29 protein-coding genes and 2 tRNA genes are annotated in these 23,380 nt (G+C 41.7%); 19 read left to right on the top strand and 12 right to left on the bottom strand.

Annotated features, from left to right (window positions below):
- Positions 1-93: 93 nt before the first annotated feature.
- From HMPREF1551_RS03085 to HMPREF1551_RS03030, 11 genes are all read right to left on the bottom strand, one after another.
- Positions 94-378, bottom strand: a complete 285-nt coding sequence (locus tag HMPREF1551_RS03085) for a hypothetical protein (protein ID WP_034544204.1) — start codon at positions 376-378, stop codon at positions 94-96.
- A gap of 250 nt (positions 379-628) precedes the next feature.
- Positions 629-991, bottom strand: coding sequence for a type II toxin-antitoxin system RelE/ParE family toxin (locus tag HMPREF1551_RS03080; RefSeq protein WP_021627563.1), 363 nt, complete (start codon positions 989-991; stop codon positions 629-631).
- Positions 981-1,388, bottom strand: a complete 408-nt coding sequence (locus HMPREF1551_RS03075) for a hypothetical protein (RefSeq protein WP_021627562.1) — start codon at positions 1,386-1,388, stop codon at positions 981-983. The genes HMPREF1551_RS03080 and HMPREF1551_RS03075 overlap by 11 nt, the downstream gene beginning before the upstream one ends.
- A 33-nt stretch (positions 1,389-1,421) precedes the next feature.
- Entirely contained in the window at positions 1,422-1,667 is a 246-nt protein-coding gene (locus tag HMPREF1551_RS03070; protein WP_021627561.1) for a hypothetical protein, read from the bottom strand.
- A gap of 6 nt (positions 1,668-1,673) precedes the next feature.
- Positions 1,674-1,919, bottom strand: coding sequence for a hypothetical protein (locus HMPREF1551_RS03065; RefSeq protein ID WP_021627560.1), 246 nt, complete (start codon positions 1,917-1,919; stop codon positions 1,674-1,676).
- A gap of 125 nt (positions 1,920-2,044) precedes the next feature.
- Entirely contained in the window at positions 2,045-2,296 is a 252-nt protein-coding gene (locus tag HMPREF1551_RS03060; RefSeq protein WP_002666558.1) for a hypothetical protein, read from the bottom strand.
- Positions 2,293-2,559 carry a hypothetical protein gene (locus tag HMPREF1551_RS03055; protein ID WP_021627559.1) on the bottom strand — a complete coding sequence of 89 codons (267 nt, stop codon included), beginning with the start codon at positions 2,557-2,559 and terminating at the stop codon, positions 2,293-2,295. Before HMPREF1551_RS03055 ends, HMPREF1551_RS03060 begins: the two co-directional genes overlap by 4 nt.
- Positions 2,537-2,938, bottom strand: a complete 402-nt coding sequence (locus HMPREF1551_RS03050; protein ID WP_021627558.1) for a YopX family protein — start codon at positions 2,936-2,938, stop codon at positions 2,537-2,539. Before HMPREF1551_RS03050 ends, HMPREF1551_RS03055 begins: the two co-directional genes overlap by 23 nt.
- A 2-nt stretch (positions 2,939-2,940) precedes the next feature.
- Positions 2,941-5,778, bottom strand: a complete 2,838-nt coding sequence (locus HMPREF1551_RS03040; RefSeq protein WP_021627557.1) for a hypothetical protein — start codon at positions 5,776-5,778, stop codon at positions 2,941-2,943.
- 83 nt (positions 5,779-5,861) lie between these two features.
- A complete protein-coding gene (locus HMPREF1551_RS03035; RefSeq protein WP_021627556.1) occupies positions 5,862-6,164 on the bottom strand; it encodes a hypothetical protein in 303 nt (100 codons plus the stop codon).
- Between the two features lie 2 nt (positions 6,165-6,166).
- Entirely contained in the window at positions 6,167-6,376 is a 210-nt protein-coding gene (locus HMPREF1551_RS03030) for a hypothetical protein (protein WP_155851602.1), read from the bottom strand.
- A 142-nt stretch (positions 6,377-6,518) separates the two neighbouring features.
- On the opposite strand from HMPREF1551_RS03030, the gene HMPREF1551_RS03025 reads away from it, so the two are divergent.
- The 13 genes from HMPREF1551_RS03025 (at position 6,519) to HMPREF1551_RS02960 (ending at position 18,009) form a co-directional block, all read left to right on the top strand.
- The gene (locus tag HMPREF1551_RS03025; protein ID WP_021627554.1) at positions 6,519-6,860 is read left to right on the top strand and encodes a helix-turn-helix domain-containing protein; all 342 of its coding nucleotides are present in this window, start codon (positions 6,519-6,521) and stop codon (positions 6,858-6,860) included.
- A gap of 2 nt (positions 6,861-6,862) precedes the next feature.
- On the top strand, positions 6,863-7,492 hold the full coding sequence (locus HMPREF1551_RS03020; RefSeq protein WP_021627553.1) for a hypothetical protein: 630 nt from the start codon (positions 6,863-6,865) through the stop codon (positions 7,490-7,492).
- Between the two features lie 91 nt (positions 7,493-7,583).
- Complete coding sequence (locus tag HMPREF1551_RS03015; RefSeq protein WP_021627552.1) at positions 7,584-8,096, top strand: hypothetical protein; 513 nt, start codon at positions 7,584-7,586, stop codon at positions 8,094-8,096.
- A gap of 554 nt (positions 8,097-8,650) precedes the next feature.
- Complete coding sequence (locus HMPREF1551_RS03005; protein WP_021627550.1) at positions 8,651-10,489, top strand: TonB-dependent receptor plug domain-containing protein; 1,839 nt, start codon at positions 8,651-8,653, stop codon at positions 10,487-10,489.
- A gap of 12 nt (positions 10,490-10,501) precedes the next feature.
- Entirely contained in the window at positions 10,502-10,819 is a 318-nt protein-coding gene (locus HMPREF1551_RS03000) for a DUF4286 family protein (RefSeq protein ID WP_021627549.1), read from the top strand.
- Between the two features lie 187 nt (positions 10,820-11,006).
- The gene (locus HMPREF1551_RS02995; protein WP_021627548.1) at positions 11,007-11,258 is read left to right on the top strand and encodes a type B 50S ribosomal protein L31; all 252 of its coding nucleotides are present in this window, start codon (positions 11,007-11,009) and stop codon (positions 11,256-11,258) included.
- Between the two features lie 155 nt (positions 11,259-11,413).
- Positions 11,414-12,904 (top strand): cellulose synthase family protein, encoded by a 1,491-nt coding sequence (locus tag HMPREF1551_RS02990; RefSeq protein WP_021627547.1) that lies wholly within the window; start codon positions 11,414-11,416, stop codon positions 12,902-12,904.
- Positions 12,905-13,236: 332 nt separating this feature from the next.
- On the top strand, positions 13,237-13,977 hold the full coding sequence (locus HMPREF1551_RS02985) for an electron transfer flavoprotein subunit beta/FixA family protein (protein ID WP_021627546.1): 741 nt from the start codon (positions 13,237-13,239) through the stop codon (positions 13,975-13,977).
- A 10-nt stretch (positions 13,978-13,987) separates the two neighbouring features.
- Positions 13,988-14,914: an electron transfer flavoprotein subunit alpha/FixB family protein gene (locus HMPREF1551_RS02980; protein WP_021627545.1), complete on the top strand. Its 927-nt coding sequence runs from the start codon at positions 13,988-13,990 to the stop codon at positions 14,912-14,914.
- Between the two features lie 16 nt (positions 14,915-14,930).
- Entirely contained in the window at positions 14,931-15,671 is a 741-nt protein-coding gene (locus HMPREF1551_RS02975; RefSeq protein ID WP_021627544.1) for a rhomboid family intramembrane serine protease, read from the top strand.
- Between the two features lie 14 nt (positions 15,672-15,685).
- Positions 15,686-16,489 (top strand): rhomboid family intramembrane serine protease, encoded by an 804-nt coding sequence (locus tag HMPREF1551_RS02970; protein ID WP_021627543.1) that lies wholly within the window; start codon positions 15,686-15,688, stop codon positions 16,487-16,489.
- Between the two features lie 11 nt (positions 16,490-16,500).
- Positions 16,501-17,439, top strand: a complete 939-nt coding sequence (locus tag HMPREF1551_RS02965) for a bifunctional riboflavin kinase/FAD synthetase (protein ID WP_021627542.1) — start codon at positions 16,501-16,503, stop codon at positions 17,437-17,439.
- Positions 17,440-17,514: 75 nt separating this feature from the next.
- Entirely contained in the window at positions 17,515-18,009 is a 495-nt protein-coding gene (locus HMPREF1551_RS02960; protein WP_021627541.1) for a hypothetical protein, read from the top strand.
- Between the two features lie 207 nt (positions 18,010-18,216).
- Here the strand turns inward: HMPREF1551_RS02960 and HMPREF1551_RS02955 are convergent, their stop codons facing one another.
- Positions 18,217-19,044 (bottom strand): S-adenosyl-l-methionine hydroxide adenosyltransferase family protein, encoded by an 828-nt coding sequence (locus HMPREF1551_RS02955; RefSeq protein WP_021627540.1) that lies wholly within the window; start codon positions 19,042-19,044, stop codon positions 18,217-18,219.
- A gap of 102 nt (positions 19,045-19,146) precedes the next feature.
- Here HMPREF1551_RS02955 and HMPREF1551_RS02950 point away from each other — a divergent pair, with 102 nt between their 5' ends.
- From HMPREF1551_RS02950 to HMPREF1551_RS02925, 6 genes are all read left to right on the top strand, one after another.
- Positions 19,147-20,160: a helix-turn-helix transcriptional regulator gene (locus HMPREF1551_RS02950; RefSeq protein ID WP_034544209.1), complete on the top strand. Its 1,014-nt coding sequence runs from the start codon at positions 19,147-19,149 to the stop codon at positions 20,158-20,160.
- A 72-nt stretch (positions 20,161-20,232) separates the two neighbouring features.
- Entirely contained in the window at positions 20,233-20,994 is a 762-nt protein-coding gene (locus tag HMPREF1551_RS02945) for a DUF4292 domain-containing protein (protein ID WP_021627537.1), read from the top strand.
- The gene (locus tag HMPREF1551_RS02940) at positions 20,994-22,229 is read left to right on the top strand and encodes a murein hydrolase activator EnvC family protein (RefSeq protein WP_021627536.1); all 1,236 of its coding nucleotides are present in this window, start codon (positions 20,994-20,996) and stop codon (positions 22,227-22,229) included. Before HMPREF1551_RS02945 ends, HMPREF1551_RS02940 begins: the two co-directional genes overlap by 1 nt.
- Positions 22,230-22,242: 13 nt before the next feature.
- Complete coding sequence (locus HMPREF1551_RS02935) at positions 22,243-23,004, top strand: lysophospholipid acyltransferase family protein (RefSeq protein ID WP_021627535.1); 762 nt, start codon at positions 22,243-22,245, stop codon at positions 23,002-23,004.
- A gap of 126 nt (positions 23,005-23,130) precedes the next feature.
- A tRNA-Thr gene (locus HMPREF1551_RS02930) sits at positions 23,131-23,204 on the top strand.
- Positions 23,205-23,236: 32 nt separating this feature from the next.
- Positions 23,237-23,319 (top strand) — tRNA-Tyr (locus HMPREF1551_RS02925).
- Positions 23,320-23,380 lie beyond the last annotated feature (61 nt).

The following is a 23,380-nucleotide window of genomic DNA, read 5'->3' as shown; positions in this document are numbered from 1 at the left end:
CTCCATACCTATAACTACATTTTCTCTAATTCCATATTGAGACAAATAACATACCTTGTCTCCAATTTCAAATTTAGTTCTGACTTCCATAGCTTAGTTGTTTTTAGAGTTAGTGAAATAGGGATTAAGTGTTTCCAAAAACTTGTTTAGGTAGATAGCTCCTTTGACTACCTCGCTGGGGATCGGCTCTTCGCTTTCGCTGTCCGATAACACCATAAAGGTAAGGGAAATTTCATTGTTGTAGGCTCGCATAGAGCGGGCAAAGGATTCTACGCTAATAACAGTAGAGAAAAAGCGTTGAACCGCTTCCACGTCAAAGCAGTAAGTGCTGGGGCTACTGTTATTCACCACAGCGGGGTTGGTTTCTTGTCTTAACATAGTATATAAAAATAAGGAATCCGTGAGTGGGTGCTGTTAAGACAAGGGCTTACGCTCATTGCTGTATAGTATTACTACTATACGACACCTTCACGGATATATCGTAAAAAATATATTTGCAACTTTAAATAAGTGTTGCCCTTGTCTTAACGGTGCAAAGGTACAACTAATTTTGGAATAAACAAGGGAAAAACAAAAAAACTTTCACGTAAGGGGTGAAAGTTTTTTTAAAATATTGTGTATGAATGATTTATTCTTCTTCCTCTTCTCGGAAAAATTCTATAATTTCCTTTATAATGCTTAAATCAACCGTATCATATTCGGACTTATCATATATCGCTACAAAGAGGATATTTTTTTCTTCTTTTTCAGTATTAACATTGAATATAAGTTCGTGCGTGATTACTCTTGCACCTCCGCTTTTTCCTTGATTTTTCGCCTTAATGTTAAGACGTATTTTCTTTATACCTCCTCCTAAATTTGTACCTAAAAGAGGATTGTTCTTTATCTCTTCTTCTAAATTTTTAACGTCTTTCTTTAGACTCTTATACTTTTTAGCTAACCTCTTCAATTCTTTATCGAAAGTAGGGGCGTGTTCAAATTTATAGTTCATTGAGTAAATCGTCTAAATTGCCTGCTTTCATTTTTCCTGCTCTTATGGCTTTCATTTCTTTAAGTCCTTTCAAGAGCATTTTTCTAAATTCTTTTTGTTGCTCGTTATATACACGAGGTTCAGGCTTGGCAAGTCCTGCTTTAGCCTTTGCCTTGGCAGGGGCTTTTTCCTTGATAACTTCAGTTCCTACAACTACGAGAGAGCCATCTTCTTTAAACTTTATAGAAACTAAGCATCGCATGTCGTTATCGGTAGTAATTGAGTTAGAAACAGAATTATTTTTTAGAACACTTTCCTCTACGAGTTTTTTAATGTGATTATTTAACTCTTCCAGAGGAAACACTTCTAATTGCTTCTCTTTAGTGGCTTTTTTTGGGCGTGTTAATGTTGCTGGCATAACTTTCAATTTTGGGTACAAAGATACAAAAAATTATTTATTAATGAACTTTCCTACAAGCCAAGCTAAAAGAATGATTCCCCCAATGGTAAGGGCAGCATTGAGGACATCATTTTGTAGTTTATCCTTTTGGGCGAACATTTGGTATTGTTCTTCTGTGAGTTTTCCTTCATTGGTAAGCATTCGGACATATTCCTTTTGCTCTTCAAATGTAGCAGATTTATTGTTTATCTTGTCTCGGAGAGCAAGTAGTTTTTGGTAATCGTTTTCATTTTTCATAGCTATCTATTTTAATAATTTTTCCAGAAGAGAAATAAAAGTATTAGTATTGCTCTGAACATTCTCAAGAATGGTATTTTGTAGGCTGATTTTATTTTCCAGCTCTTTTATTTTAAGCTCTAAGTTCTTTATTTCCAACTCTAAATCGTGATTTTTATCTTTCTCTTTTTCAATTTTGGAAAGGAGCCACCCTGTAGCCGTTGCTAAGGAAACGAGAATTGTTACTGATAATCCTATACTTTCTGTACTCATCTGTATTGTTTTGGGCAAAGATACAAAAACTGTACCAAAGCGCAATAGTTGTTAATAGGTATTGCAATAGAGGTTAATAGTTGTTTATCGTGTGTTGTCTGTTTAGACAATACACCTTTTAGCGGTTACACTTTTAGATTTCTTGTCTTTATCTCATTTTGGAGTTCTTCTGAGAGGGTGTAGCCATTGGGCAAGCCGTAGAGTTCAACAAAGGTCAGAAACTCCTGACGGCTTACGTTCTTACAGTAGGCATTGGCTTTGGGTCTGTACTGCTGGATAATATCGTTGATATAGGCACGTATGTTCTTCTCACTGTACTGTGAGAGGTACAGGGAGAAGAGATCCTTTTTGGTTTTTATGGGTTTGAGAATTTTCATTTAGTTTTGTTGTTTTGAGCGTGCAAGTTAGTCATTTTCTGATAGATATGCAAGGCCAATTCGTAAATTTTCAAATACACTTCCTCGTTGGTATAATATTGTTTGCCTCGTTGTATCTTACCATGATCATTGACCTCCACATACACCAAATTACGCATGCCTTCTATAGCCCCCGCATAGATAAGCACACCGCTTGAGATACAAAAGCGATGTGCCTTTAGGTAAAGTTCAATATTGCGATCAAACTCGGCTTTTTTGAGCATATTGGTCAAATACTTCGGGGTTATCGTACCTATTACCTATGACCTCAATATCATCTTTGAAACGCTCCCACCAGCTAACAGAGGCTTGATAGCGATTGTACAGAAAAGGATCGTACCAATCCTCCATATGAGCCAAGCAAAAGCCCATTATGTCCTCATTGTAGCATACCAAGCGCATTTTGTACCCCCCAGATAGATTGACTTTCAGAAAATCCCCCTCGTAGATCTCGGCCCCATGGCAGTCATGTAGGCCTGTGAACTGGGTGAGGGTATCTGTATCAAAGTCTGTAATATCAAAGGCAGAGTTAGGAACTAAAGGAGCTAAGTTATATATCCACTCCCCGTTTTTTGTTTTAGCTCGGAATTTTATGGTTTTCATACTTAAAAATCTATTTCTTGACTTAGGTTATCGGTTATATGTGGGGCGGGAGAGGGCGAAGGTTGCGTAGGCTCTTCTATAGCGGGTATATCCCCCAGCTGCTTACTATCTATATAAAAATGCTCTAAGGAATTGCCATTTTCGGTTTTGCGCTTAGCCTTCTGTAACTCCCATTTATGGATATTACAATACTCTTGTAACTTCTTATACACTTGGAAAGGGGTGTATTTGTTACCCAGCTCGCCGATTGCCTCTCGGACAAATTCAGGTTTGTTTATCCAGTGATTGAGTTTTGCCTCATCGGCGAAATAATCATTGAAGAAGTTCAAGCAATTATCCCCAATAGAAAGCAATGCACGTCTGTTCTGCAAGGCTTCTAAAGGTGCCATAATAGGCTGGTCGCAGGATAGGTAAAACTGCAAGCAGTTGAACAGAAAATTATAATCCGCGTTCCACTCCTCCGCACTGTAATCACTAGTCATTATATCCCTTCCGCCAAAGTCATCGGAAATCTTTCGTGAAAAGAGGTAATCATTCTTAGGGGTTTTGGCGTGGTAATAGTCTCCATTTTGGTAAAACAACAAGCGGCGCACCAAAGAACTTTCCTCAAAGTCGGGAACATAGTTAGTGGTAGCTGCCATTTTAGGGCTTCGCTCAAAGGGAATGTAATAGATTTTTCCTCCCTTGTGGTTGGCTTCAAAGTCTCCCGTTACCTTGTTGTAGAAATCTCGGAAATCCTGATTGAAATTCATATCGTCCAAGAAAACCAAACGTGTCTTTTCGGTTACCTTATCGTAAGGGAACTTGTTATTGCCGAGTGTTTTTCCGTCAATGTATTTGCTATTTAGCATTTTGCGAATGCCATTGACCAAAAAAGACTTTCCCGTACCTCCGTAGGAACCCTTTACGCTGTTTCCTCCCTTGTAGTCAGTGCCTATTACGATAAAGCTCTCTGATTCTCGCTTGTGCTGGTGCAGCATATAGCCTACACAGTATATTTTATTCATCAGGTGCAATTCCTGTTCGTAGTTTTCAGCTTCGGTAAGGTTTTCGCTGGCTATTCCAAAAGGGTTTAAGTCCTTATGCGCTTCGTTAGCGTCCCTCTCCCAATAGATACGACTGGAATTAATCAATACTTTGAAATAATTGCTATCCTTATTCAGTATCTTGATACGTGTACGCCCCTGCTCATCGGTGTATTTCTCGAAAAAGGGCGTTAGTAGGGATATGTTATGGTTGATGATCTCATCTTTCCAAAATTGCACCTTGAGTGCTCCCGAATATTTGTAGGAAGCAATGCTATCCTTTTGTATCTTTATGGCTTCGTTGGCAAAGAAATACCACTGATACGAACGCCCGTAGTTAGTAATGTCTTTGTCAAACATAGGAAGCATTTTAAGGTGTGAAGGTTGGAAAGCTGCTGCCGAAAACACTCGGTTGCGAACCTGCTCATTATATACCTTGTTGTCAATCCATTCCAATACATATTTCTTAATATTTGTACTGAGTATTTTTTCCAATTTGCCCTGCTTGAGGCTGACAAATTCGCATTCGTCCTCCTTTTGCTCAGAATAGTTGGAAGCAAAGGTATAAAAGCCCTTGAGGTGCAAAAAGTGAATGATTTTAGTAGGGTTGAACTGTACAGTACCCTTGTCAGAGAACGTCCAAAAACGGAAGTTAAGCGCCTGATTGAGCATTTTGGCGAAGATAGCTTGAAGAATCTCCTTACCTGCATTCTTCTCACGGCGCAACCAGTCGGCAAAGTCTTTTTTCTTGGAGTATTTCAGATCCTTGGGCAGCCAAACCAGCTTTATATCTAAGAAGCTATCGGCTATCTGTACCGCTTGCTTAACGCCTGTTTCGTCCAAATCGGGTATGTAATAGATATTTTTGGCTATTTGGGAAAGCTCGTAATACTCCTGACTATTGATAACCTCCGTTTCGGAGTTGAACCAAATCACATCATACCCCAGTGAGGCAATATTAATGCCGTCCGTGCCTCCTGTAGCGATGATTACTGTTTCCAACTTTAGTTTGTCCAATTGAGCCAAAAGATCCTTTTTCGTCTCACTATTTCTTACTGTTTTCAGATCCTTGATAACTTGCTGTATCGTCTCATATTCTACCTTTTCAAAGAGCCGATCCCAGCCATATATGATACGTTTGCCGCTTTTATCCCCAACAAACGAATGTTTGTGTATAAAAGCGTCTCCTTTAGGGGCATAAGGTTGGTATATCTTTACATAATCCCCCTTGTCATAACCAAAAATAGGAAAATCAGCATTGGCAATAGTTGTTTTTTTGTATTTGTTACCCTTTTCATTAACTCCAACAGTCTGGTAGCTCTCTATTTCCTTAAAAACATATTCCTTTAAAAGCTCCTCTGTATAGAAAGGGAACAAGCGTTGTAGTAGTTTCTTGTTTTTGTAAGAAGAAGAAAAATTGACCTTCCAAAAACCTTCGTCCTCCTCCACATTAGAGGAAAATTCCACCGTGGGGGTAACCTTATTACCCTCAGGAAGAGGCACCCCATATTGGCTACATAGTTTTTTCAGGGCCTCCCAAAAGGTACAATGATCACGTTTTACGACGTAATCAATCGCATTCATACCTTTATTTTCTACTCCGAAATCTGTAAAGGTATAAGGGGCAGGGCCTTTATCACTTGTTTTTTGGTTAATATGGCAGGAACCAGTTTTATCCTCAGTACGTACGGCAAAACCTTTGAGGCGTCCACGATTGCGCGCTATTTCAGAGGCAAATTCGTCTTCAAAAAACTGACGGCCGTAATCGGTTGCATTCCAAAGTTCCTGCTTGAGTTGTTCTAAGTTAATGTCCATTGCTACCCGTTTTTATTAGCCACTGAAAAAGAAAGCCGTGTCTATATTGCGCAGAAGAACACGGCTTTTCAGTAGCTAATGGATTAGTGTTTATTGCAAAATATATTTATAAAATCATCTATGAAAAAAGCGGCTTTCACCAGTTGTTGAAACTCAAAATAACGCTCCAAGTAAGACAGCTCGTAAGAGAGGTAACACAGCTTGCATTCTCCTAAGAGATCTATACGCCATTCATTAGGCATAGCCTTGTCCAAGAGGTTAAAGACTTGATACGAATCGAAGAAGAAAGAAAAGCATACTTTCCCCTGCTCTACACGGTGAGTAACATAGGTGATTCCCTCTGTTGTGGTGAGTATTTCCACCAATTCGTTTATATTTTGTTCCATAATTAACAGCGTTCAATATTGATTAAATCATTGATAGGTTTCTTCAACAGTTTTTTTAAAGCCAACAAAGTGGAATAATGTGTCAACATATCACTATCACGATATAGCCAACCATAAATTGCTTTAGGCGTTACATTCAGCTCTGTAGATAGTTTGCCTACGTGGTTTTTCTTTACCTCCTCTTTTATATCTTCTCTTAGGCTAATTCTCATTTTGGTACTTATTTTGATACTCATTTACAGGTGCAAATTTACGAATAATATTTCAATATGCAATATAAAATATTATTTTTTGAAATAAAATATCTTTTTTAAATATATATTATTGAAAATTAATTACTTAAATTTGTCTATTATGATTACTAAAGAGAAAATATTAGAGAATATCTCAAAAATTCGTGTAAATAAGAAGATTACACAGAAAAGTATTGCTGAATTTTTAGAGATAGAACAGGGAAGTTATAGTCTCTTAGAGAGAGGTGAGAGAGATTTAACTATTGACAGATTATTGCAAATAGCTATTTTTTTTAAAATGGATATAGTGGATATTATAACATATCCCAATAAGGGATCGTATAATAAAGAAAACGAAGAAGATATAAAAGCCATTTTGCAAATAGAACTCAAAAAAGATAAGAAAGATCAAGTAATGAAACTTATCTTTGGGGATAACAGCTTAGAGATATTAAACAATTAATTATGAAGAAGGGAACTATAAGTATAATCTTATCAATAATAGCTATTATTACTTGTATTATTAACTTTTTTGTGTTTAATATAAGGGTTGCTCCCTATGAGTTTGATGTATATGGAGCATTAGTTGGTATTTTAGGTATATTAGTTACGTTTTTACTGGGCTGGCAAATATTTAGTGTATTTCAGATGAAAAAGGAAATAGACAAACTAAAAAAAACATATACAAAATTAGAAAAACTTAGAGAAGATATTAAAGAACATACAAATCAGATGGATAATGATATCAAGAATTCTGGATATATATTAGGTTTTGAGTTGTATAGTACAATATTAGCTGATCATTATTTGAAAAATAGTGGAAGGTTTTCATTTTTTAGTGAGTTCAAAAATCTAATATTATGCCTATTATATGCCAATAATGTTCCTTCTCCTCTTTATGAAGAGAAAGCAAAACCTTTAGTAAATACATATTTACCTTTATTGATTGATTTTTGTATAAATAACAGATATGAAATAGATAATTTAGATGATTTGACAAAGGAACAGTTATTGGAAAGAATTGATATATCCACAGAAGAAAATAAAAGAATAGATTTTTCCTTTCTGATAGCTACCTTGAAGGGAACTATATAAAAGCTAATAAAAACAGAAAAAAATAACGAATAGTATTTCCTATATTATTAATATTTAGTATTTTTGCTGTGTAATACTAAATATTTAAGTTATGTTTTTATCAAGTACATTATCCTTTTTGGATAGCTTTTCTATAGCTTCAATAACAGTGGGAGTATTCCTAATAGTATCTTTTGAGTATTATAAAAGAAAAAGACTAAGCTATGAGGATAAAGAGGTTATAAAAAAATTATTACAAACCCTTGATGTAAATAATTTTCAAGAAAACATCTATCAACAGAATGCTTGGTATGGTTATTCCTTGGAATCTATACAGAAAACAACAAGTTTTGTAAAGGAATCTGAAAGGATAAGTAATTTCATTGCGCAAAAGAAGTCTCGTAGAAGTGTAGAGAAGATCAGAACGCTTTTGAAAGAATTTAACCAATTGGTTATAGAGAAGATGAATACAAAACGTACTTCCTATATATTGCCAAAGGAACCTGACAAGTATTCACAAAGTGAAGCGATCGCAATAGTACTCAATGAGAAGACAAAGAAGATCTTTCAGGAGCTGGAAAAGTTTGTATTCTATATAAAGAAGGAACACCAGCTTATTTTTTAGAAACCAAGGCAATAAAATTTGGTTTCCAAAGTTTCCAAAGTCAAATAGTCGGAAATTTTTGGAAACCATTTTTGGAAACCACTTTACCCCCTTTTATTATACCCTTTTCTCTCTTTATAATATATTGATATATAATAATATAGAGAGAAAGAATAAAGATAGCAAACACGCCCTTTTCGCTCTGGTTTCCAAAGTTTCCAAAAATATTAGAAGTTTGAAGGGGGTGTATAGGGGAAGCGAGGGGCTGCGCCAAAGTCGTACCCTTCGGGGATCGTTTTAAAGCGGTATAGGGCTGCGCCCTATGGCTTTTTTTTTGGCAGCCAGAGGCTGCAACTGCGAACGGCTTTAAAACTGCGAAGGGAGGAGGAAAACCGCAAAACTATTTTAAAATCAGCAATATACAGAAACAACAGAAACAGTGGAGCTGTGTCAAATCTGTGTCAAAATACTTATATATAACCCGAAATAGTCATTGAATAATATATTGATAATCAGGTGTAGATATTTGGAAAAAAACGATTATCTTTGCCCTCTGCAAAAACAAGGAGATAGAGGTGGGCGAACTGGTGGTAACGGCTACTCGCCGAGAGCGCAACCTCAAGAATGTGCCTATCACCGTACAGGTGATTACCGCTGAGGAAATCCAAAAATCACAAGCACCTGACTTCCAATCTTTCTTAGAAAACGAGTTTTCGGGTATCAACTTCACCAACGAAGGGGGGATGCCCAATATCAATATGATGGGCTTCGGAGGCAAATATGTGCTCTTTCTTATGGATGGGGAGCGTATGGCCGGGGAGACCTTTGATAATATTGACTATGATCGTATTGACTTGGAGAATATCGAGCGCATCGAAGTCATCAAGGGCGCCTCTTCTTCCCTCTATGGCTCCAATGCCTTGGGAGGGGTGATCAATATCATCACCAAGGATGCTCAAAAGCCTTTGGAGCTAAGCGCTAACTATCTGTATAACACCCAAGAGGATCACAAGACGAACCTCTCGGTGGGTACCAAGCAGCGATGGGGGAGTGTGAGGGTGCCTGTTTTCTATAATTTCCGACAGCCCTATATCATTGTGGATAAGGAGCCGCTGAAGACCTATAAGAATGGGGTGCCTCATTATTCCCGAATGGGAGAACTGAATGTAGCGGGCTTTACCAACTATGGGGCTTCGCCTAAGCTGACCTTTGACCTTTCTCCTAAGTGGAATCTTTCTCTGGCTCCGAGCTATTACTTTAGCGAACGCAATGCTGGTACGCAGAGCTCCAAGAAGCTCCGCGATAGGTATTATAACTATTCAGGAGCACTCAAGTCGGACTACAAGATTACCGATAGCAAGACCCTCAGCCTCTCGGCCGCTTATGACCGCTATGACAAATACAAATATTATGTATTGCTCAACGAGAAGGAGAAGAGCTATGAGAACTCCATCCTAAGGGTAGGGGGGCAGTATAATCAAAGTATCAAGGAGAAGCACTCCTTGGTAGCTGGCACAGAGGTCAATTCGGATGAACTACTGAGCTTCCGCTTTACCAACACCGGCGAGGAGGCCAAGAAGAACGCTCAGAACTATGCACTCTTCACCCAGCAGGAATGGGCACTCTCGGAAGATTTCACCTTGGTGACGGGGGTGCGTATGGATTACCATTCGCTCTTTCAGCAGTACCTGACTTATCGCCTATCGGGTATGTTCAAGATAGATGCCTTTACCCTACGCGGGGGCTACGCTTCGGGCTTTCGCTCACCTACGCTCAAGGAGCTGTATACCAATTGGTTCCACCCTTGGGGAGGTGGCTTCCAGATTATGGGGAATAAGAAGCTCACTCCAGAGACGAGCCATAATACCACCTTCTCGGTGGATTTCAACGCCAAGAAGTGGAATATCACGGCTATCACTCAGTTTTCGAAGGTGAAGGACAAGATTGCGCTCTACTGGTCACGCTCCAAAGATACGATACGTTATGTCAATCATGCGGGCAATACGGACATTATCAGCTCGGAGCTATCGGGTACCTATCGCCCCAGTAGGTATTTTCGTCTGAAGGGTTCTTATGCCTACTATGTAAGCAGCAACAGTCGCTCGGATGTACGTCCGCACACCTTTACCGCGAAGGTGGAATATGTGGAACAGTCCGATCTGAAATATTTGCCCAATGTGCTTCTTAGTGGGAAGTACTTAGCAGGTTCGGATATCTATGATAACAAGAGTACCTATACCCATTATGAGGGCTATGGCCTATGGCGGTTGCAGCTCTCCAAGAAGTTGCCTTATCACTTTATACTCAATGCGGGGGTGGACAATCTCTTTGACTATATAGCCCCAACGACGAGTTTCTATTCGACGACCACTCCGGGACGTACCTATTTTGTAGGGCTGAAATGGAATTTGTAAAACAATTATATCATGAAATATATCTATAATGTAACCTATCATGTAGCCCCCCAGGTTGCAGCTCAGTGGCAGGACTGGATCGCTGAGCGCCTCCCCCAGTGGCTTAAGCAGAGCCACTTTGCTCAGGTGAAAATCCTTAAGATACACTTGGATCATCCTGATAGTGAGGCTTTTAGTTTGCAATATGAAACAGAAGACAAAGAAATAGCTGCCCGCTTCCAGGCCGAACAGGAGCTTATCCATAGGCAAGCAATCTATGAGCAATTTGGCGAAAAAGTGCTGTCCTTTGGCACACTGCTGGAGGAGAAAGAAACCTTAGTTAGTGACTAACGACTAGTGACTAATGACCAATGACTAATGACCAATGACTAGTGACTAACGACTAGTGACTAACGACTAACGACTAACCACTAACTACTACTATTGTTAATAAAAAAAAGTGTGTAAAATATTTGTCAATTCAAAAAAAAGTAGTAATTTTGCGCCCTGAAACCAACAGAAGAAATATTTAGACATCATGAAAAAAGAAATACATCCTGCCAATTATCGTTTGGTTGTTTTTAAAGATATGTCCAATGATGATATTTTCATCACCAAATCAACCATAGAAGCAAAGGACACTATTGAAGTAGAAGGAGTAGAGTATCCCTTGGTAAAATTGGAAATCTCTCGTACTTCTCACCCTTATTATACAGGAAAGGCTAAGCTTATAGATACCGCAGGACGTATCGATAAGTTCAAGAGCAAATATGCTAAATACCAAAAATAGTAAAGGTTTTTCATAATAAATAAGTTTTAAAATTATTTTGGCTTGCTCCTCTCTTCAGATGAAGGGGGGAGTTTGTTTTAAAAAAAATAACATTTAACATTGCCTTATTCGAAAAAATACGTAATTTTGTCCCTTGATTTAAAACCACCTTTGATATGAATTTATCACTTATTATAGCCTATATAGTAATTGCTATATATTGTATAGCGCTATTGCTTATTTTCTTCTATAGTCTTACGATACTGAACCTTTCGGTGAATTATCTCAAGAACAAGAAGCAGAATAGTGAGGCACCGAAGTTCAATCTCTTGGATCCCAATGAGATTCCTTATGTGACTGTACAGCTTCCCATCTACAATGAGAAGTATGTGGTACCTCGCCTTTTGGAAAATATCGCCAAGCTGGAGTATCCTAAAAACAAATTGGAGATACAAGTCTTGGACGACTCCACCGATGATTCGGTAGCGGAGACCGCCAGTATCATAGCGCGGCTCCAGAAGACAGGCTTGGATATTGTACATATCCGTCGTGAGAAGCGAGAAGGCTTCAAGGCCGGTGCGCTTAAGTATGGTACCGCTATTGCCAAAGGTGATTTTATAGCTATCTTCGATGCGGACTTCTTGCCTAAGCCGGATTGGCTCAAGCAGACCGTCATTTATTTCAAAGATGAAAAGATAGGGGTGGTACAGACCCGCTGGGGACATATTAACCGCAACTACTCCTTACTTACCAAGATACAAGCCCTTGCCCTTGACACCCACTTTACTTTAGAACAAGTGGGGCGCAATAGCAAAGGTCACTTTATCAACTTCAATGGCACTGCCGGTATTTGGAGAAAGAAAACCATCTTAGATGCAGGTAACTGGGAAGGGGATACCCTTACGGAGGACTTAGACTTGAGCTACCGTGCCCAGCTTAAAAACTGGAAGTTCAAGTACTTGGAGGATGTGGAAACTCCTGCCGAGTTGCCCGTGGTAGTCTCTGCCGCTCGTTCCCAACAGTTCCGATGGAACAAGGGAGGGGCTGAGGTATTCCGTAAGTCGGTTCGCAATATCTTGGCTTCCAAGAATATAGGTTGGAAGACAAAGTTCCATGGGGTGATGCACCTGCTCAATAGCTCTATGTTCCTCTATGTCTTCATCGTGGCGATTCTTAGTGTACCGATGATGTATATCAAGGATGCCTATCCGCACCTCTCTTGGGTGTTCAAGCTCACCAGCTTCTTTATCGCCAGTACGGTGATTCTCTTTAGCTGTTACTGGATTACCTATAAGAATATACAAGGGAAGACCTTTGATGATTTTATAGATTATGCCACCCTATTCCTAAGCTTCTTCTCTGTTGCCTTGGGCTTCTCATGGCACAATGTGTCGGCTGTATTGCAAGGCTATTGGGGCAAGAAAACCGAGTTTGTCCGTACCCCTAAGTTCAATATCAGTTCGCTGACAGACTCCTGGAAGGGTAACAAATATGTGAATAATAAGATTTCAGCCAATGTAGTTTTTGAGTTCTTACTCATGTGCTACTTTCTTTATGGGCTTTATAGTGGGATTAAGCTCAATGACTTTGGGCTCTTTCCTTTCCACCTAATGCTTACCTTTGGTTTTGGCTTTGTATTCTATAAGTCATTAGTGCCGAAATCGTAAGCGAGTGACTAATGACAAGTGACTAGTGACTAATATCCCTCTGATTATTAGTCACTAGTCATTAGTCATTAATCGTTAGTCATTAATGCGAATTAATTTAAAATAATATATTTTATATAGTAATCTACTGATGTTCAAAAGATTTTTTACATCCCCCTAGCCCCCCTCAAGGGGGGAATTGTAGGACGTTGAACTATCATGTAGGTATCCACTATATTCAAGTGTGATTGTTCACCCCTTTACTTGATACCAGTCTGTAATTCCCCCCTTGAGGGGGGTAGGGGGGATGTAATGAAAAATCATTAATTCTGTGTTTTATAAAAATCATTTTTATGAAAATATTAGTATGTATCAATCAGGTGCCTGATACCACCTCTCAAATAAATTTCACAGCTGACCAAAAGGCTTTTGACCCTACCGGAGTACAGTTTGTGATCAATCCCAGCGATGAGGCTGCGCTCATTCGAGCCTTGCAACTCAAGGAGGAGCAAGGCGCGGAGATTACCTTGGTGCATGTCGGATTATCGGATAGCGAACCTGTTTTGCGCAAGGCTTTTGCCTATGGGGCAGACCATATGATTCGTATCGATGCCACCCCTACCGATGGTTTCTTCGTTGCCCAGCAGCTAGCGGTCATAGCCAAGGGGTATGATGCCATTTTCTGTGGGCGCGAATCCTTGGATTACAATGGGGGAATGGTAGGCGGTATGCTTGCCGCCCTTTTGGATTTCAATTTCGTAGACGAGGTTACCGCCTTTTCTGTAGCCGGAGACAAGGCGCAGATCAGCCGTATGATCGATGGAGGGAAACAACTCTTGGAAGTACCCCTACCGGTGGTGATAGGAGCGCAGAAGGAACTCATTCCCGAAGAACAGATGCGTATTCCCAGTATGAAAGGTATCATGGCAGCCCGCAAAGCCCCCCTACAGGTGCTTCCAGCTGTAGAGGCCACCACAGCCGTGGTGATTGATCACTTAGAAAAACCTGCGGAGAAAGCCCCAATCAAGATGATAGCCCCTGATAACTTGGACGAACTGATCGACGAACTTCACAACAAGCACAAACTATTTTAATTCTTTCCCTATGATATTAGTATATACCGAATATAATAACGGACAGTTTTCTAAGAAAAGCTTGGAGGCGCTCTCCTATGCCAAAGCCTTGTCCGATAAGGTAGTCGCCCTTGCTATCAATGCGGGTGATACCACTGATTTGCAAACCTATGGTGCGGAGAAAATCCTCACGGTTACCTCCGATAAGCTAACCCATTTTTCAGTGAAAAACTATGTAGCACTGCTCTTGCAAGTGGCACAAAAAGAACAAGTGACCACTATATTATTGCCCAGCTCGGCCAATACACGCTACTTAGCCCCTGTTTTGGCGGTGAAGTGGGGTGGGGCTTACCTTTCCAACATCAGTTCCTTGCCCAAGGATGGGAAGGTACAGAAGGTAGTCTTCTCCTCCAAAGCGATTGCCTGGGTGTCCTTGCAGGCCAAGCAAGTGATTACCTTAGCCGGGAATGCAACAGAGATCAAACAAGCCCCTGTACAAGCAGTGGTAGAGGCCTTCACCCCTGAACTATCAGAAGATAACATCAAGGAGGTAGGCACCGAGAAATTCACCAATAAGGTCTCTATAGAGGAGGCGTCTATTGTTGTTTCTGGAGGGCGTGGCATGCAGACCCCTGATAATTGGCACTTGGTGGAAGACCTTGCCGATGCCTTGGGAGCGGCTACCGCCTGTACCAAACCCGTATCCGATATGGGTTGGCGCCCCCACAGCGAACATATAGGGCAGACCGGAAAGCCTCTTTCCTGTGACCTCTATATCGCCCTGGGCGTGTCGGGAGCCATTCAGCATATTGCAGGGGTGAATGCCTCCAAAGTGAAAGTAGTTATCAACTCCGACCCTGAAGCACCCTTTTTCAAGGCTGCTGACTATGGGATCGTGGGTGACCTCTTCGAGATCGTTCCCCGCTTGACCGAAAAAATAAAGCAATTACATTCCTAAAGCCCCTTTCCTGCCTATGACGAATATTACCAAGGCGGTGATGCACCTGATAATCGCCAATGTGCTATTTTTTATCTTAGCCACCTTCGTACCTGTGGTACAGGATACGGCTGCGCTCTACTATTTCGAACACCCCAATTTCCATTGGTGGCAGCTCTTCTCCCATCTGTTCATGCATGGGTCGGTAACGCATTTGTTCTTTAACATGTTTGCCCTTTATTCCTTTGGAGTACCCTTGGAGAGTTATTTTGGGAGCAATCGCTTTGTCTTGTTCTACTTTGCCTGTGGGCTGGGCGCAGGTTTGCTCCATACAGGGGTCAATTATTATGAGTTCCACACAGCTCTTAGCCACTTGGAGAAGGGAGGTTTTGATCCGCAAGAGGTACTTACGCTCTTGAAGGAAGGAATGTATGATACTCGCTGGAAGGGAATACTCTCTACCGATGGCTTTAACGATATGATGTCGGCCTATATGACCCGTGCGGTGGGCGCCTCCGGGGCGGTATATGGGATTTTGGTAGCCTTCGGGATGCTCTTTCCTAATGCGGAACTCATGCTTATGTTCCTCCCCATTCCGATCAAGGCCAAGTACTTTATCCCCATTCTCATCGGGCTGGACTTGTTTTCTGGGGTTACCGGTTTCTCTATCTTTGGTAGCAATATCGCCCATTTTGCCCATATAGGAGGTGCACTTATAGGCTTTGTACTGATGAAATATTGGCAACACAACTTGTTCAACGATCGCCGATTGTATTAAGAAACTAATTGATAATGAATAAAATAGCGATAAGGATATGGGCTAAGCACTCCTTGGGTATTATCTATATACTTATGATAGGATACTTGGCAGGCTATATTTTCCCCTTGCTTATTGCCTTTCTTTGGCAGACGAGCCTTCCTTTTGTGAGGGATTACTTAGCGCTTTTGCCCTCCTTTGCTTCTCTGAAGCAGCAGCCATGGACATTGCTTACTTATAGTTTCTTCCATGCGAGTTTTCTCCATTGTTTTTTCAATGGGGTGATGCTCTATTTTGTAGGAATCTTGTTCATGAATCTGTTGCCTCCTAAGCGTTTTATACTGATCTATGGAGGAGGTGTTCTCTCAGGAGGGCTTTTTTTCATGGTCTTTTACGCTCTATTTCCGGTATTTGCAGGCCGTGGTGACTACCTTTTGGGGGCTTCGGCGGGGATTATGGCACCACTCCTATTCTTAGCCACCTATACCCCCACTCATAAGATCTATCTTTTTGGTACTTTTTCCATACCTCTATGGATATTGGGAGCCTCCCTTATGCTGATTGATGTCCTTAGTATCCCCACCGGCAATCCAGGGGGGCATATAGCCCACTTAGGAGGTGGGCTATTTGGAATAGCCTATGCACTCTACCTTAGTGGTAGGCTCTCCAGGCTTTTCACCAAGCAGAAGCAACAGCCCGCCTACCAAGGAAAATACCCTAATGAGGCTACAGAAGAGAAAGTCAATGCCATCTTAGACAAAATATCCAAAAGTGGCTATGACAGCCTCACCCAAGAGGAAAAAAAATTCTTGTTTGTCGCCAGCAAGCAGGAGGACTAATACCCAAGCACATGCAACTTATAACCGATATAGCTCATTTTCACCCCTCCCATGAGAGTGTCCTGACCATAGGCACCTTTGATGGAATCCATGTAGGACACCAGCGTATCATCGCGCAGGTGGTAGCCACTGCCAAGGCACAGGGGCTTACCCCCACCTTGCTGACCTTCTTTCCACACCCACGGATGGTGCTGAACCCTTCGTCTCCTATAGCGCTGATCCAGACGATAGAGGAGCGTGCCGCCCTATTGGAGGGCTATGGGATAGAACAGCTCATCATACAACCTTTTAATAAGGAGTTTGCCGCCCTATCGGCTGCCGACTATGTACAACACCTATTGGTAGAGAAGTTGCGAGCGAAGGTGATCATCATTGGCTACGACCATCGCTTTGGCAAGGGGCGCGCAGCGGGTATCGAGGAACTTCGGGACTTCGGGTCGCAATATCACTTCCAGGTGGAAGAAATCCCCGTGCAGGAGGTGGATTCTTGCTCGGTCAGCTCCACCAAAATCCGGCAAGCACTCACCAGCGGAGACATACAGACGGCCACACACTACTTAGGCTATCCTTTTTCCTTGGCCGGAGAGGTTGTACATGGCCAAAAACTGGGGCGTACCTTGGGCTATCCCACGGCCAACCTACAGGTGAAAAGTCCGTACAAACTCATTCCTAAGATAGGAGTCTATACCGTCTATAGTATCATCGAGGGTAAGAAAGTATATGGGATGCTCTCTATAGGAAAGAACCCTACTATAGAGGGAAAAGGAGAGAGTATCGAAGTCTATTTCTTTGATTTTGACAAAGACCTCTATGGGCAAGAAATACGCTTGTATTTTCTGGATTTTATCCGAGATGAAGTAAAGTTTGATTCCTTAGAAGCCCTCAAGCAGCAGCTCAAAAAAGATGAGATCAATTGTCGGCAATTAATCTATTCAATTATTAATTGTTAATTGTCAATGGTTAATACTAATCACTAATCACTAACCACTAACCACTAATCCCTAACCCCTAACCTCTAACCCCTAATGAGAATATTATTTTTCCTTTTTTTTGTCGCTACAGCTTATGGACAGAAGTTGGACGAACTCTATATCATCATAGACAAGCACTCCCAAGTAGATACAGTAGGGGTGATGTCAAAGGGGATAGAGTATGCCAAATATCGTATCTATAAAAAAGACAAAGTCAGCCATTCTGTAGGGCTCTCGGTAGAAGAAGGGTTGCTAAAGAAAAACTATATCATGAACGATCAAAAGGATTGGCCTTCGTACGAGTTCTACTATATCAACGAAAAGGGAGATAATCCAAGGCGATTGGTGTACGAAGGGGATATGAAGAATGTTGTTTTTTACAGTGACCTCTATGGAGCGATAGAACCTATGGAATTGCTCCAACTACTCAAGGAGACTAAAAACCTCTATCTTGTCCATGAAAATTACAAGCAGGAGGGCTTCTATATAGCTAAAAAAGTAACACTGGAACCAAAGTTCAAATTGTCGTTAAACGAAGAACTTGAATAGAAATTAGCAATTAACAGTTGATAATCAATAATTTACAAATATAAAGAAAATCTATACTTCTATAGTAAAAAATAATGAAAAACCTATTGTCTGTATAAAAAAGCGCTGTATCTTTGCACCGCTAAGAGAGAAAAGATAAATTGTTTTTCATATATTAGATTTTGTGGTTAGAATTGGTAAAAGAGGGCGCAAGCTCTCTTTTATTTTTTATACGAAATCAATACTGATAGTATCTCCCTTATGAATACCCATTAGGCTGGCACTGCCCCCCACGGTATCGGGATTGGCCTTGTAGATGGACATCTCTAAGTAGTCTAAGTGATTGAAGACTAAGAACGGGGTACCCTCGGGGATTTGGGAGTTTTCTATTTGATTATATTGGGTACAGATATCCTCCACTCGGAAATTCTCTACACTTTTATATCGGAAATATACATGTAAGGCACGACCTTTGGCCTCGCTCAAGAGGAGTTCCTTGGTGATATTGGACACTACATTGCCAAAATGGTCTATATAGATCACGCTACCCTCTATCCTATGGGAGCGTACCTTAGGGATGGTATCACTGATATAGAGGTGTGAGGCATAGGGCTTTCCTAAGGCAGAAGGGGGCGTACCTTGGCATAGTTTTTGAGCTATCTCGGCCGAAAAATCTAAGGTAGGGAAGATAGAAAGCCGATTTGCTAAAAAAATCTCATAGACCTCCACCTCCGCCCTACTGCGCGTGAAGAGAGAGACAAAGCCATTGTCGGCCACTATAAAGTACTGATCTTCATGAACTAAGAGCAGTAGCGGCTTATCTGGAGAAAGTTCATTGTTGACTCCTATAATATGAATGGTACCTTGGGGGAAATAGCGGTAGGCACCCTGCAGGAGGTAGGCCGCCTCGGCGATATGGTAGCGCTCCACCTGGTGGGAGATGTCCACAATACGTGCCTGTGGGACAAGTCGATACAGCTGCCCCTTAAGGGCAGCCACGCTATAATCTTTTTCTCCAAAATCGGTGGTGAGGGTAATGATAGGAAATGCGTTCATAGGCAAATTTGTTCGTACAAATGTAAGAAAAAACTCCCAAATAGCCAGTATATTTCCGAATTCTTTTTATCTTTGCCCCTTAGGAACCTTGCCTCAATGACTATGGCTACGAACAAGAATGCACTGATACGCTACAAAACCATTGACAAATGCCTGAGGGATACCTCACGCCTTTGGACGATAGATGCCCTTATCGAGGCCTGTACGGAAGCACTTACCGAATACGAAGGTAAGGACAGTGTGGTGAGCAAGCGTACCGTACAGCTTGATATTCAGAATATGCGCAGCGATAAGATCGGCTACAATGCCCCTATAGAGGTATTCGATAACAAGTATTACCGCTATGGAGAGCCTGACTACAGTATCACCAAGACAGAGATCCCCTACGAGGATATCAAGCGGATGAGAGAGGCGGTGGAGTTTCTCAAGGAATTCAAGGATTTTTCCTTCTTCAAGCACATGAGCGGAATTGTCCATCGCTTAGAGGATTCCCTAATTCTCTCCAAGGCGAAGCTTCCGATCATTCATATGGATAAGAACGAAGACCTTCGTGGCTTGGAATATGTGGATCTGCTCTATCAGGCGATTGTTCAGAAGCAAGCCTTGGCCATTGGCTACAAGTCTTTCCGAGCCAAGCAAGTCCAAGTAATGGAGCTACATCCTCAAATCCTCAAGGAGTACAATAACCGCTGGTTCCTGATAGCTTTCTATAAAACCAACCTGCTGACTCTGGCCTTAGATCGTATGGAAAGTGTGAATATTTTACCAATTCCTTATGTTGATAAGCATATAGATGCCAATGTGTACTTCAAGGACATCATAGGGGTGACCCTCTCCTGGGGGAATCCTGTGGAAGAAGTGGTATTTTGGGTAGATAAAGAAAATGCCAATTATGTGATAACTAAGCCCTTCCATCACTCCCAAGAGCTGATAGAGGAACGAGAAGATGGAGTCGTATTCCGCATTCGGGTGCGGCATAATTATGAGTTAGAACGCCTTATCTTAGGCTTTGGTGCTTCTATAGAAGTCTTAGCCCCTTCTCGGCTAAGGCGTAACATATCCGCTTTGCTCCAAAAAGCAACTGCTAATTATGCTAAAGGGAATACAAAACTGTGATAAAAAATAGTTTGTTTTCCAGAAACCATAAAAAATATTGTAATTTTACCCTTTTAAAAAATAGAAAATACAATGAAATCTCCGATAAGCTATGTGCTTCTCTTATTATTACTTATGGGAAGTTGCCGTACCAGTAAGGTAACCCCTACACAAGGCACCAACAAAGGCACACTCAAGGAAGCCGGAATCCTTGAGCGGCATCAGCATGCATTTCCCGACTTTGAGACCTTGACAGGCAGCCTTATGGTAACCTATTCTAAGGAAGGAAAAGGACAGAGTGTCATCCTTTCTTTCAGAATGAAAAAAGGAGAGGCTATTTGGCTTAGTGCCCCTTTGGGGCTTGCCAAAGCGCTTATTACTAAGGATAAAGTGCAGTTCTATAACAAGCTAAATGGCACCTATTTTGAAGGAGACTATAGTATCTTGGAAAAATATGTAGGTATCCCCTTAGGCTTCAAGCAGGTGGAAAATATGCTAATGGGGCAATTGATTTTCGAAGACGAGCAGGCGAGCATAGGGATAGAAGGCGAGTACTACGATGGAAAGATTGACAAGGAACCTCTTCTGATTCGCTTCTGCCTTAATCCAAACCTACGTATGGAAAGCTTCTCGGTAGAGCAAGACTTGCCAAAGCGTTCGCTCGTGGCCACTTATAGCTATTACCAGCAGGTAGATCAGCAGTTTTTTCCACGCAAGCTAACACTACAAGGAAAAGAAGAAGGAGGGCAGGAGCTGATGCTAAGCCTAATCTACACCTCTCTCCAGCGCAATGTAGCCGTCAAGTTCCCCTATAGTGTTCCTTCAGGTTACCAACCCTTAACCCTTCGTCCCTGATGCATCGTATTGTATTATACCTACTTATCCTATCATTTGCAGGGGCTTTCGCCCAGACCTCTCAGAAACAAAAACAGCTGGAGCGGCAGAAGAAAGCCCTCTTGGAGCAAATCCGAGAGATGTCCGCCCTGCGCTCCCAGCAAGCCCAGGAGCGCAAGAGCTTGGCTACTCAAATAGAGGAAATTAGTGAAAAAATATCGGCACGAACCCAGCTCATTCGCCTAACAAACCATCAGGCCAACTTGCTTAGCCGGCAGATCAAGGAACACCAAGACCAAATAGGCTCCCTCAAAAAAGAGTTGGAAGCACTCAAGAAGAACTATGCCGCTGTGATAGAACAATCCTACAAGACACGTGCCCCCCAGAGCCGCTGGCTACTACTGTTGGCCTCCGAGAGCTTTGTCCAAGGCTACAAGAGACTGAAATATCTCCAACAGTATGGCCAATATCGTAAGCAGCAAGCCCAGGAGATACAGGAGAAAAATACGCTGCTCCAGCAGCTCTCCGACTCCCTTTCCGCCCAATACACCCACCAGCGCAAAATCGTAGAGGAAAACCAAAAAGAGCAAAACCGCCTCTCCCAAGAGCGCAGAACACAAGAAGAATTGGTCGCCTCTATCAAAAAGAAAGAGAGTGAGTATGCCAATGAAATTAAGAAAAAACAAGCACAAGCAAATAAAATAGATAAGGAGATAGACCGGCTCATTCGCCTTGCTATAGCCGAGGCTAACAAAAAGACAAAAGCAAAGACCCCAGCCAAGGGAGCCCCAACCTCCAAAGGGAGCGACAAGACCTTCGACCTCACCCCAGAAGGACAAGCCCTCTCCTCGGACTTCGAAGCCAACAAAGGTAAGCTCATTTGGCCTATCGAACGAGGCTATAAGTCACAAGGCTTCGGTACCTACGATGATCCCGTCTACCCTGATCTGAAGCATTATAATAATGGTATTACCCTTATGGCACCTCGTAACTCCGATGCGCGCGCTGTCTTCAGTGGAGAGGTCTCTGCCATTATCTCTGTACCAGGAGGCAACAAGGCTGTACAGGTAAGGCATGGGAACTATATCACCATTTACTATAACCTTATACAAGTATATGTAAACAAAGGACAGAAGGTGGCGGCCAAGACCCCCTTAGGCAAGATATTTACCGACAGTGAAGGGCGTACCGAGATGAAGTTCTTTGTCTATAAAAATACCAATAAGCTCAATCCGGAACATTGGCTTAGAGAATAAAATATAAAATAACATGAAACTAAGACTATGGAAACAAGACCCCTTTGGGCATGCCCTTTGGATAAAGCGGCTCATCATACGTATTTTGGGACCTCTGACCTATAGGCGCTACCGTGGGTTCAATCATTTACAGATAGAAGGCTCCGAGATCATCCGTACGCTCCCTGATAGAGGAGTGCTCTTTATCTCCAATCACCAGACATACTTTGCGGATGTGATCGCCATGTATCACGTCTTCAATGCCAGCCTTCATGGGCGGGTGGATAGCCTTAAGAACATTAGTTATATATGGAATCCCAAGCTGAACCTATATTATGTAGCAGCTTCCGAGACCATGCGTGCTGGATTACTGCCCAAGATATTAGCCTATGTAGGAGCGGTACAAGTGAGCCGTACTTGGCGAGAAAAAGGAAAAGAAATCCACCGAGAGGTCAAAACAGAAGATATAGAAAATATAGGAATAGCCCTTCAGGATGGATGGCTTATTACCTTTCCTCAGGGCACTACCTCGCCTTGGAAACCCATTCGCAAGGGGACAGCTCACCTGATTAAGACCTATAAGCCTATCGTAGTACCCATCGTAATCGACGGTTTTCGTCGCTCCTTTGATAAGAAAGGAGTGGTGGTCAAGAAAAAAGGAGTAATCCAGCGCATGCACATAAAACCACCCTTAGAGATTGATTATGAGAGAGAAAGCGTAGAGGAAATCGTAGAAAAAGTAGCTTTTGCGATAGAGCAGCACTCCTCATTTATCAAGACGAAAGAAGAGGAATAGGATTGTTAATAACTTTTTTTCAAAAAAAGTGATATAAGTGTTGTGGATATAGAAATTTGTTGTATATTTGCACCTCGCAAAGGGATAGTAAAAAACGCTACTTTTTGCATAGGGAAAAATATAAAAGCCGGTATAGCTCAGTTGGCCAGAGCACGTGATTTGTAATCTCGGGGTCGTGGGTTCGAATCCCTCTACCGGCTCAAATGACAAGGCGTTCATTGAAAAATATTTTGGGGAGATACTCAAGCGGCCAACGAGGGCAGACTGTAAATCTGCTGGTTTTCACCTTCACAGGTTCGAATCCTGTTCTCCCCACATTTGGATAACATATTGTATAAAAATTGCGGGAGTAGCTCAGTTGGTAGAGCGTCAGCCT

The sequence above is a fragment of the Capnocytophaga sp. oral taxon 863 str. F0517 genome, assembly GCF_000466425.1.
GTDB lineage: Bacteria > Bacteroidota > Bacteroidia > Flavobacteriales > Flavobacteriaceae > Capnocytophaga.
Note: the sequence above shows the minus strand (reverse complement) of the source record. Positions and strands in the feature narration are given on the sequence as shown.

Excerpts from the sequence above, each read along its gene's own strand:
- HMPREF1551_RS03085 (WP_034544204.1), bottom strand. The coding sequence starts at position 378 with ATGTTAAGACAAGAAACCAACCCCGCTGTGGTGAATAACAGTAGCCCC.
- HMPREF1551_RS03080 (WP_021627563.1), bottom strand. The coding sequence starts at position 991 with ATGAACTATAAATTTGAACACGCCCCTACTTTCGATAAAGAATTGAAG.
- HMPREF1551_RS03075 (WP_021627562.1), bottom strand. The coding sequence starts at position 1,388 with ATGCCAGCAACATTAACACGCCCAAAAAAAGCCACTAAAGAGAAGCAA.
- HMPREF1551_RS03070 (WP_021627561.1), bottom strand. The coding sequence starts at position 1,667 with ATGAAAAATGAAAACGATTACCAAAAACTACTTGCTCTCCGAGACAAG.
- HMPREF1551_RS03065 (WP_021627560.1), bottom strand. The coding sequence starts at position 1,919 with ATGAGTACAGAAAGTATAGGATTATCAGTAACAATTCTCGTTTCCTTA.
- HMPREF1551_RS03060 (WP_002666558.1), bottom strand. The coding sequence starts at position 2,296 with ATGAAAATTCTCAAACCCATAAAAACCAAAAAGGATCTCTTCTCCCTG.
- HMPREF1551_RS03055 (WP_021627559.1), bottom strand. The coding sequence starts at position 2,559 with ATGCTCAAAAAAGCCGAGTTTGATCGCAATATTGAACTTTACCTAAAG.
- HMPREF1551_RS03050 (WP_021627558.1), bottom strand. The coding sequence starts at position 2,938 with ATGAAAACCATAAAATTCCGAGCTAAAACAAAAAACGGGGAGTGGATA.
- HMPREF1551_RS03040 (WP_021627557.1), bottom strand. The coding sequence starts at position 5,778 with ATGGACATTAACTTAGAACAACTCAAGCAGGAACTTTGGAATGCAACC.
- HMPREF1551_RS03035 (WP_021627556.1), bottom strand. The coding sequence starts at position 6,164 with ATGGAACAAAATATAAACGAATTGGTGGAAATACTCACCACAACAGAG.
- HMPREF1551_RS03030 (WP_155851602.1), bottom strand. The coding sequence starts at position 6,376 with ATGAGAATTAGCCTAAGAGAAGATATAAAAGAGGAGGTAAAGAAAAAC.
- HMPREF1551_RS03025 (WP_021627554.1), top strand. The coding sequence starts at position 6,519 with ATGATTACTAAAGAGAAAATATTAGAGAATATCTCAAAAATTCGTGTA.
- HMPREF1551_RS03020 (WP_021627553.1), top strand. The coding sequence starts at position 6,863 with ATGAAGAAGGGAACTATAAGTATAATCTTATCAATAATAGCTATTATT.
- HMPREF1551_RS03015 (WP_021627552.1), top strand. The coding sequence starts at position 7,584 with ATGTTTTTATCAAGTACATTATCCTTTTTGGATAGCTTTTCTATAGCT.
- HMPREF1551_RS03000 (WP_021627549.1), top strand. The coding sequence starts at position 10,502 with ATGAAATATATCTATAATGTAACCTATCATGTAGCCCCCCAGGTTGCA.
- HMPREF1551_RS02995 (WP_021627548.1), top strand. The coding sequence starts at position 11,007 with ATGAAAAAAGAAATACATCCTGCCAATTATCGTTTGGTTGTTTTTAAA.
- HMPREF1551_RS02990 (WP_021627547.1), top strand. The coding sequence starts at position 11,414 with ATGAATTTATCACTTATTATAGCCTATATAGTAATTGCTATATATTGT.
- HMPREF1551_RS02985 (WP_021627546.1), top strand. The coding sequence starts at position 13,237 with ATGAAAATATTAGTATGTATCAATCAGGTGCCTGATACCACCTCTCAA.
- HMPREF1551_RS02980 (WP_021627545.1), top strand. The coding sequence starts at position 13,988 with ATGATATTAGTATATACCGAATATAATAACGGACAGTTTTCTAAGAAA.
- HMPREF1551_RS02975 (WP_021627544.1), top strand. The coding sequence starts at position 14,931 with ATGACGAATATTACCAAGGCGGTGATGCACCTGATAATCGCCAATGTG.
- HMPREF1551_RS02970 (WP_021627543.1), top strand. The coding sequence starts at position 15,686 with ATGAATAAAATAGCGATAAGGATATGGGCTAAGCACTCCTTGGGTATT.
- HMPREF1551_RS02965 (WP_021627542.1), top strand. The coding sequence starts at position 16,501 with ATGCAACTTATAACCGATATAGCTCATTTTCACCCCTCCCATGAGAGT.
- HMPREF1551_RS02960 (WP_021627541.1), top strand. The coding sequence starts at position 17,515 with ATGAGAATATTATTTTTCCTTTTTTTTGTCGCTACAGCTTATGGACAG.
- HMPREF1551_RS02955 (WP_021627540.1), bottom strand. The coding sequence starts at position 19,044 with ATGAACGCATTTCCTATCATTACCCTCACCACCGATTTTGGAGAAAAA.
- HMPREF1551_RS02950 (WP_034544209.1), top strand. The coding sequence starts at position 19,147 with ATGGCTACGAACAAGAATGCACTGATACGCTACAAAACCATTGACAAA.
- HMPREF1551_RS02945 (WP_021627537.1), top strand. The coding sequence starts at position 20,233 with ATGAAATCTCCGATAAGCTATGTGCTTCTCTTATTATTACTTATGGGA.
- HMPREF1551_RS02940 (WP_021627536.1), top strand. The coding sequence starts at position 20,994 with ATGCATCGTATTGTATTATACCTACTTATCCTATCATTTGCAGGGGCT.
- HMPREF1551_RS02935 (WP_021627535.1), top strand. The coding sequence starts at position 22,243 with ATGAAACTAAGACTATGGAAACAAGACCCCTTTGGGCATGCCCTTTGG.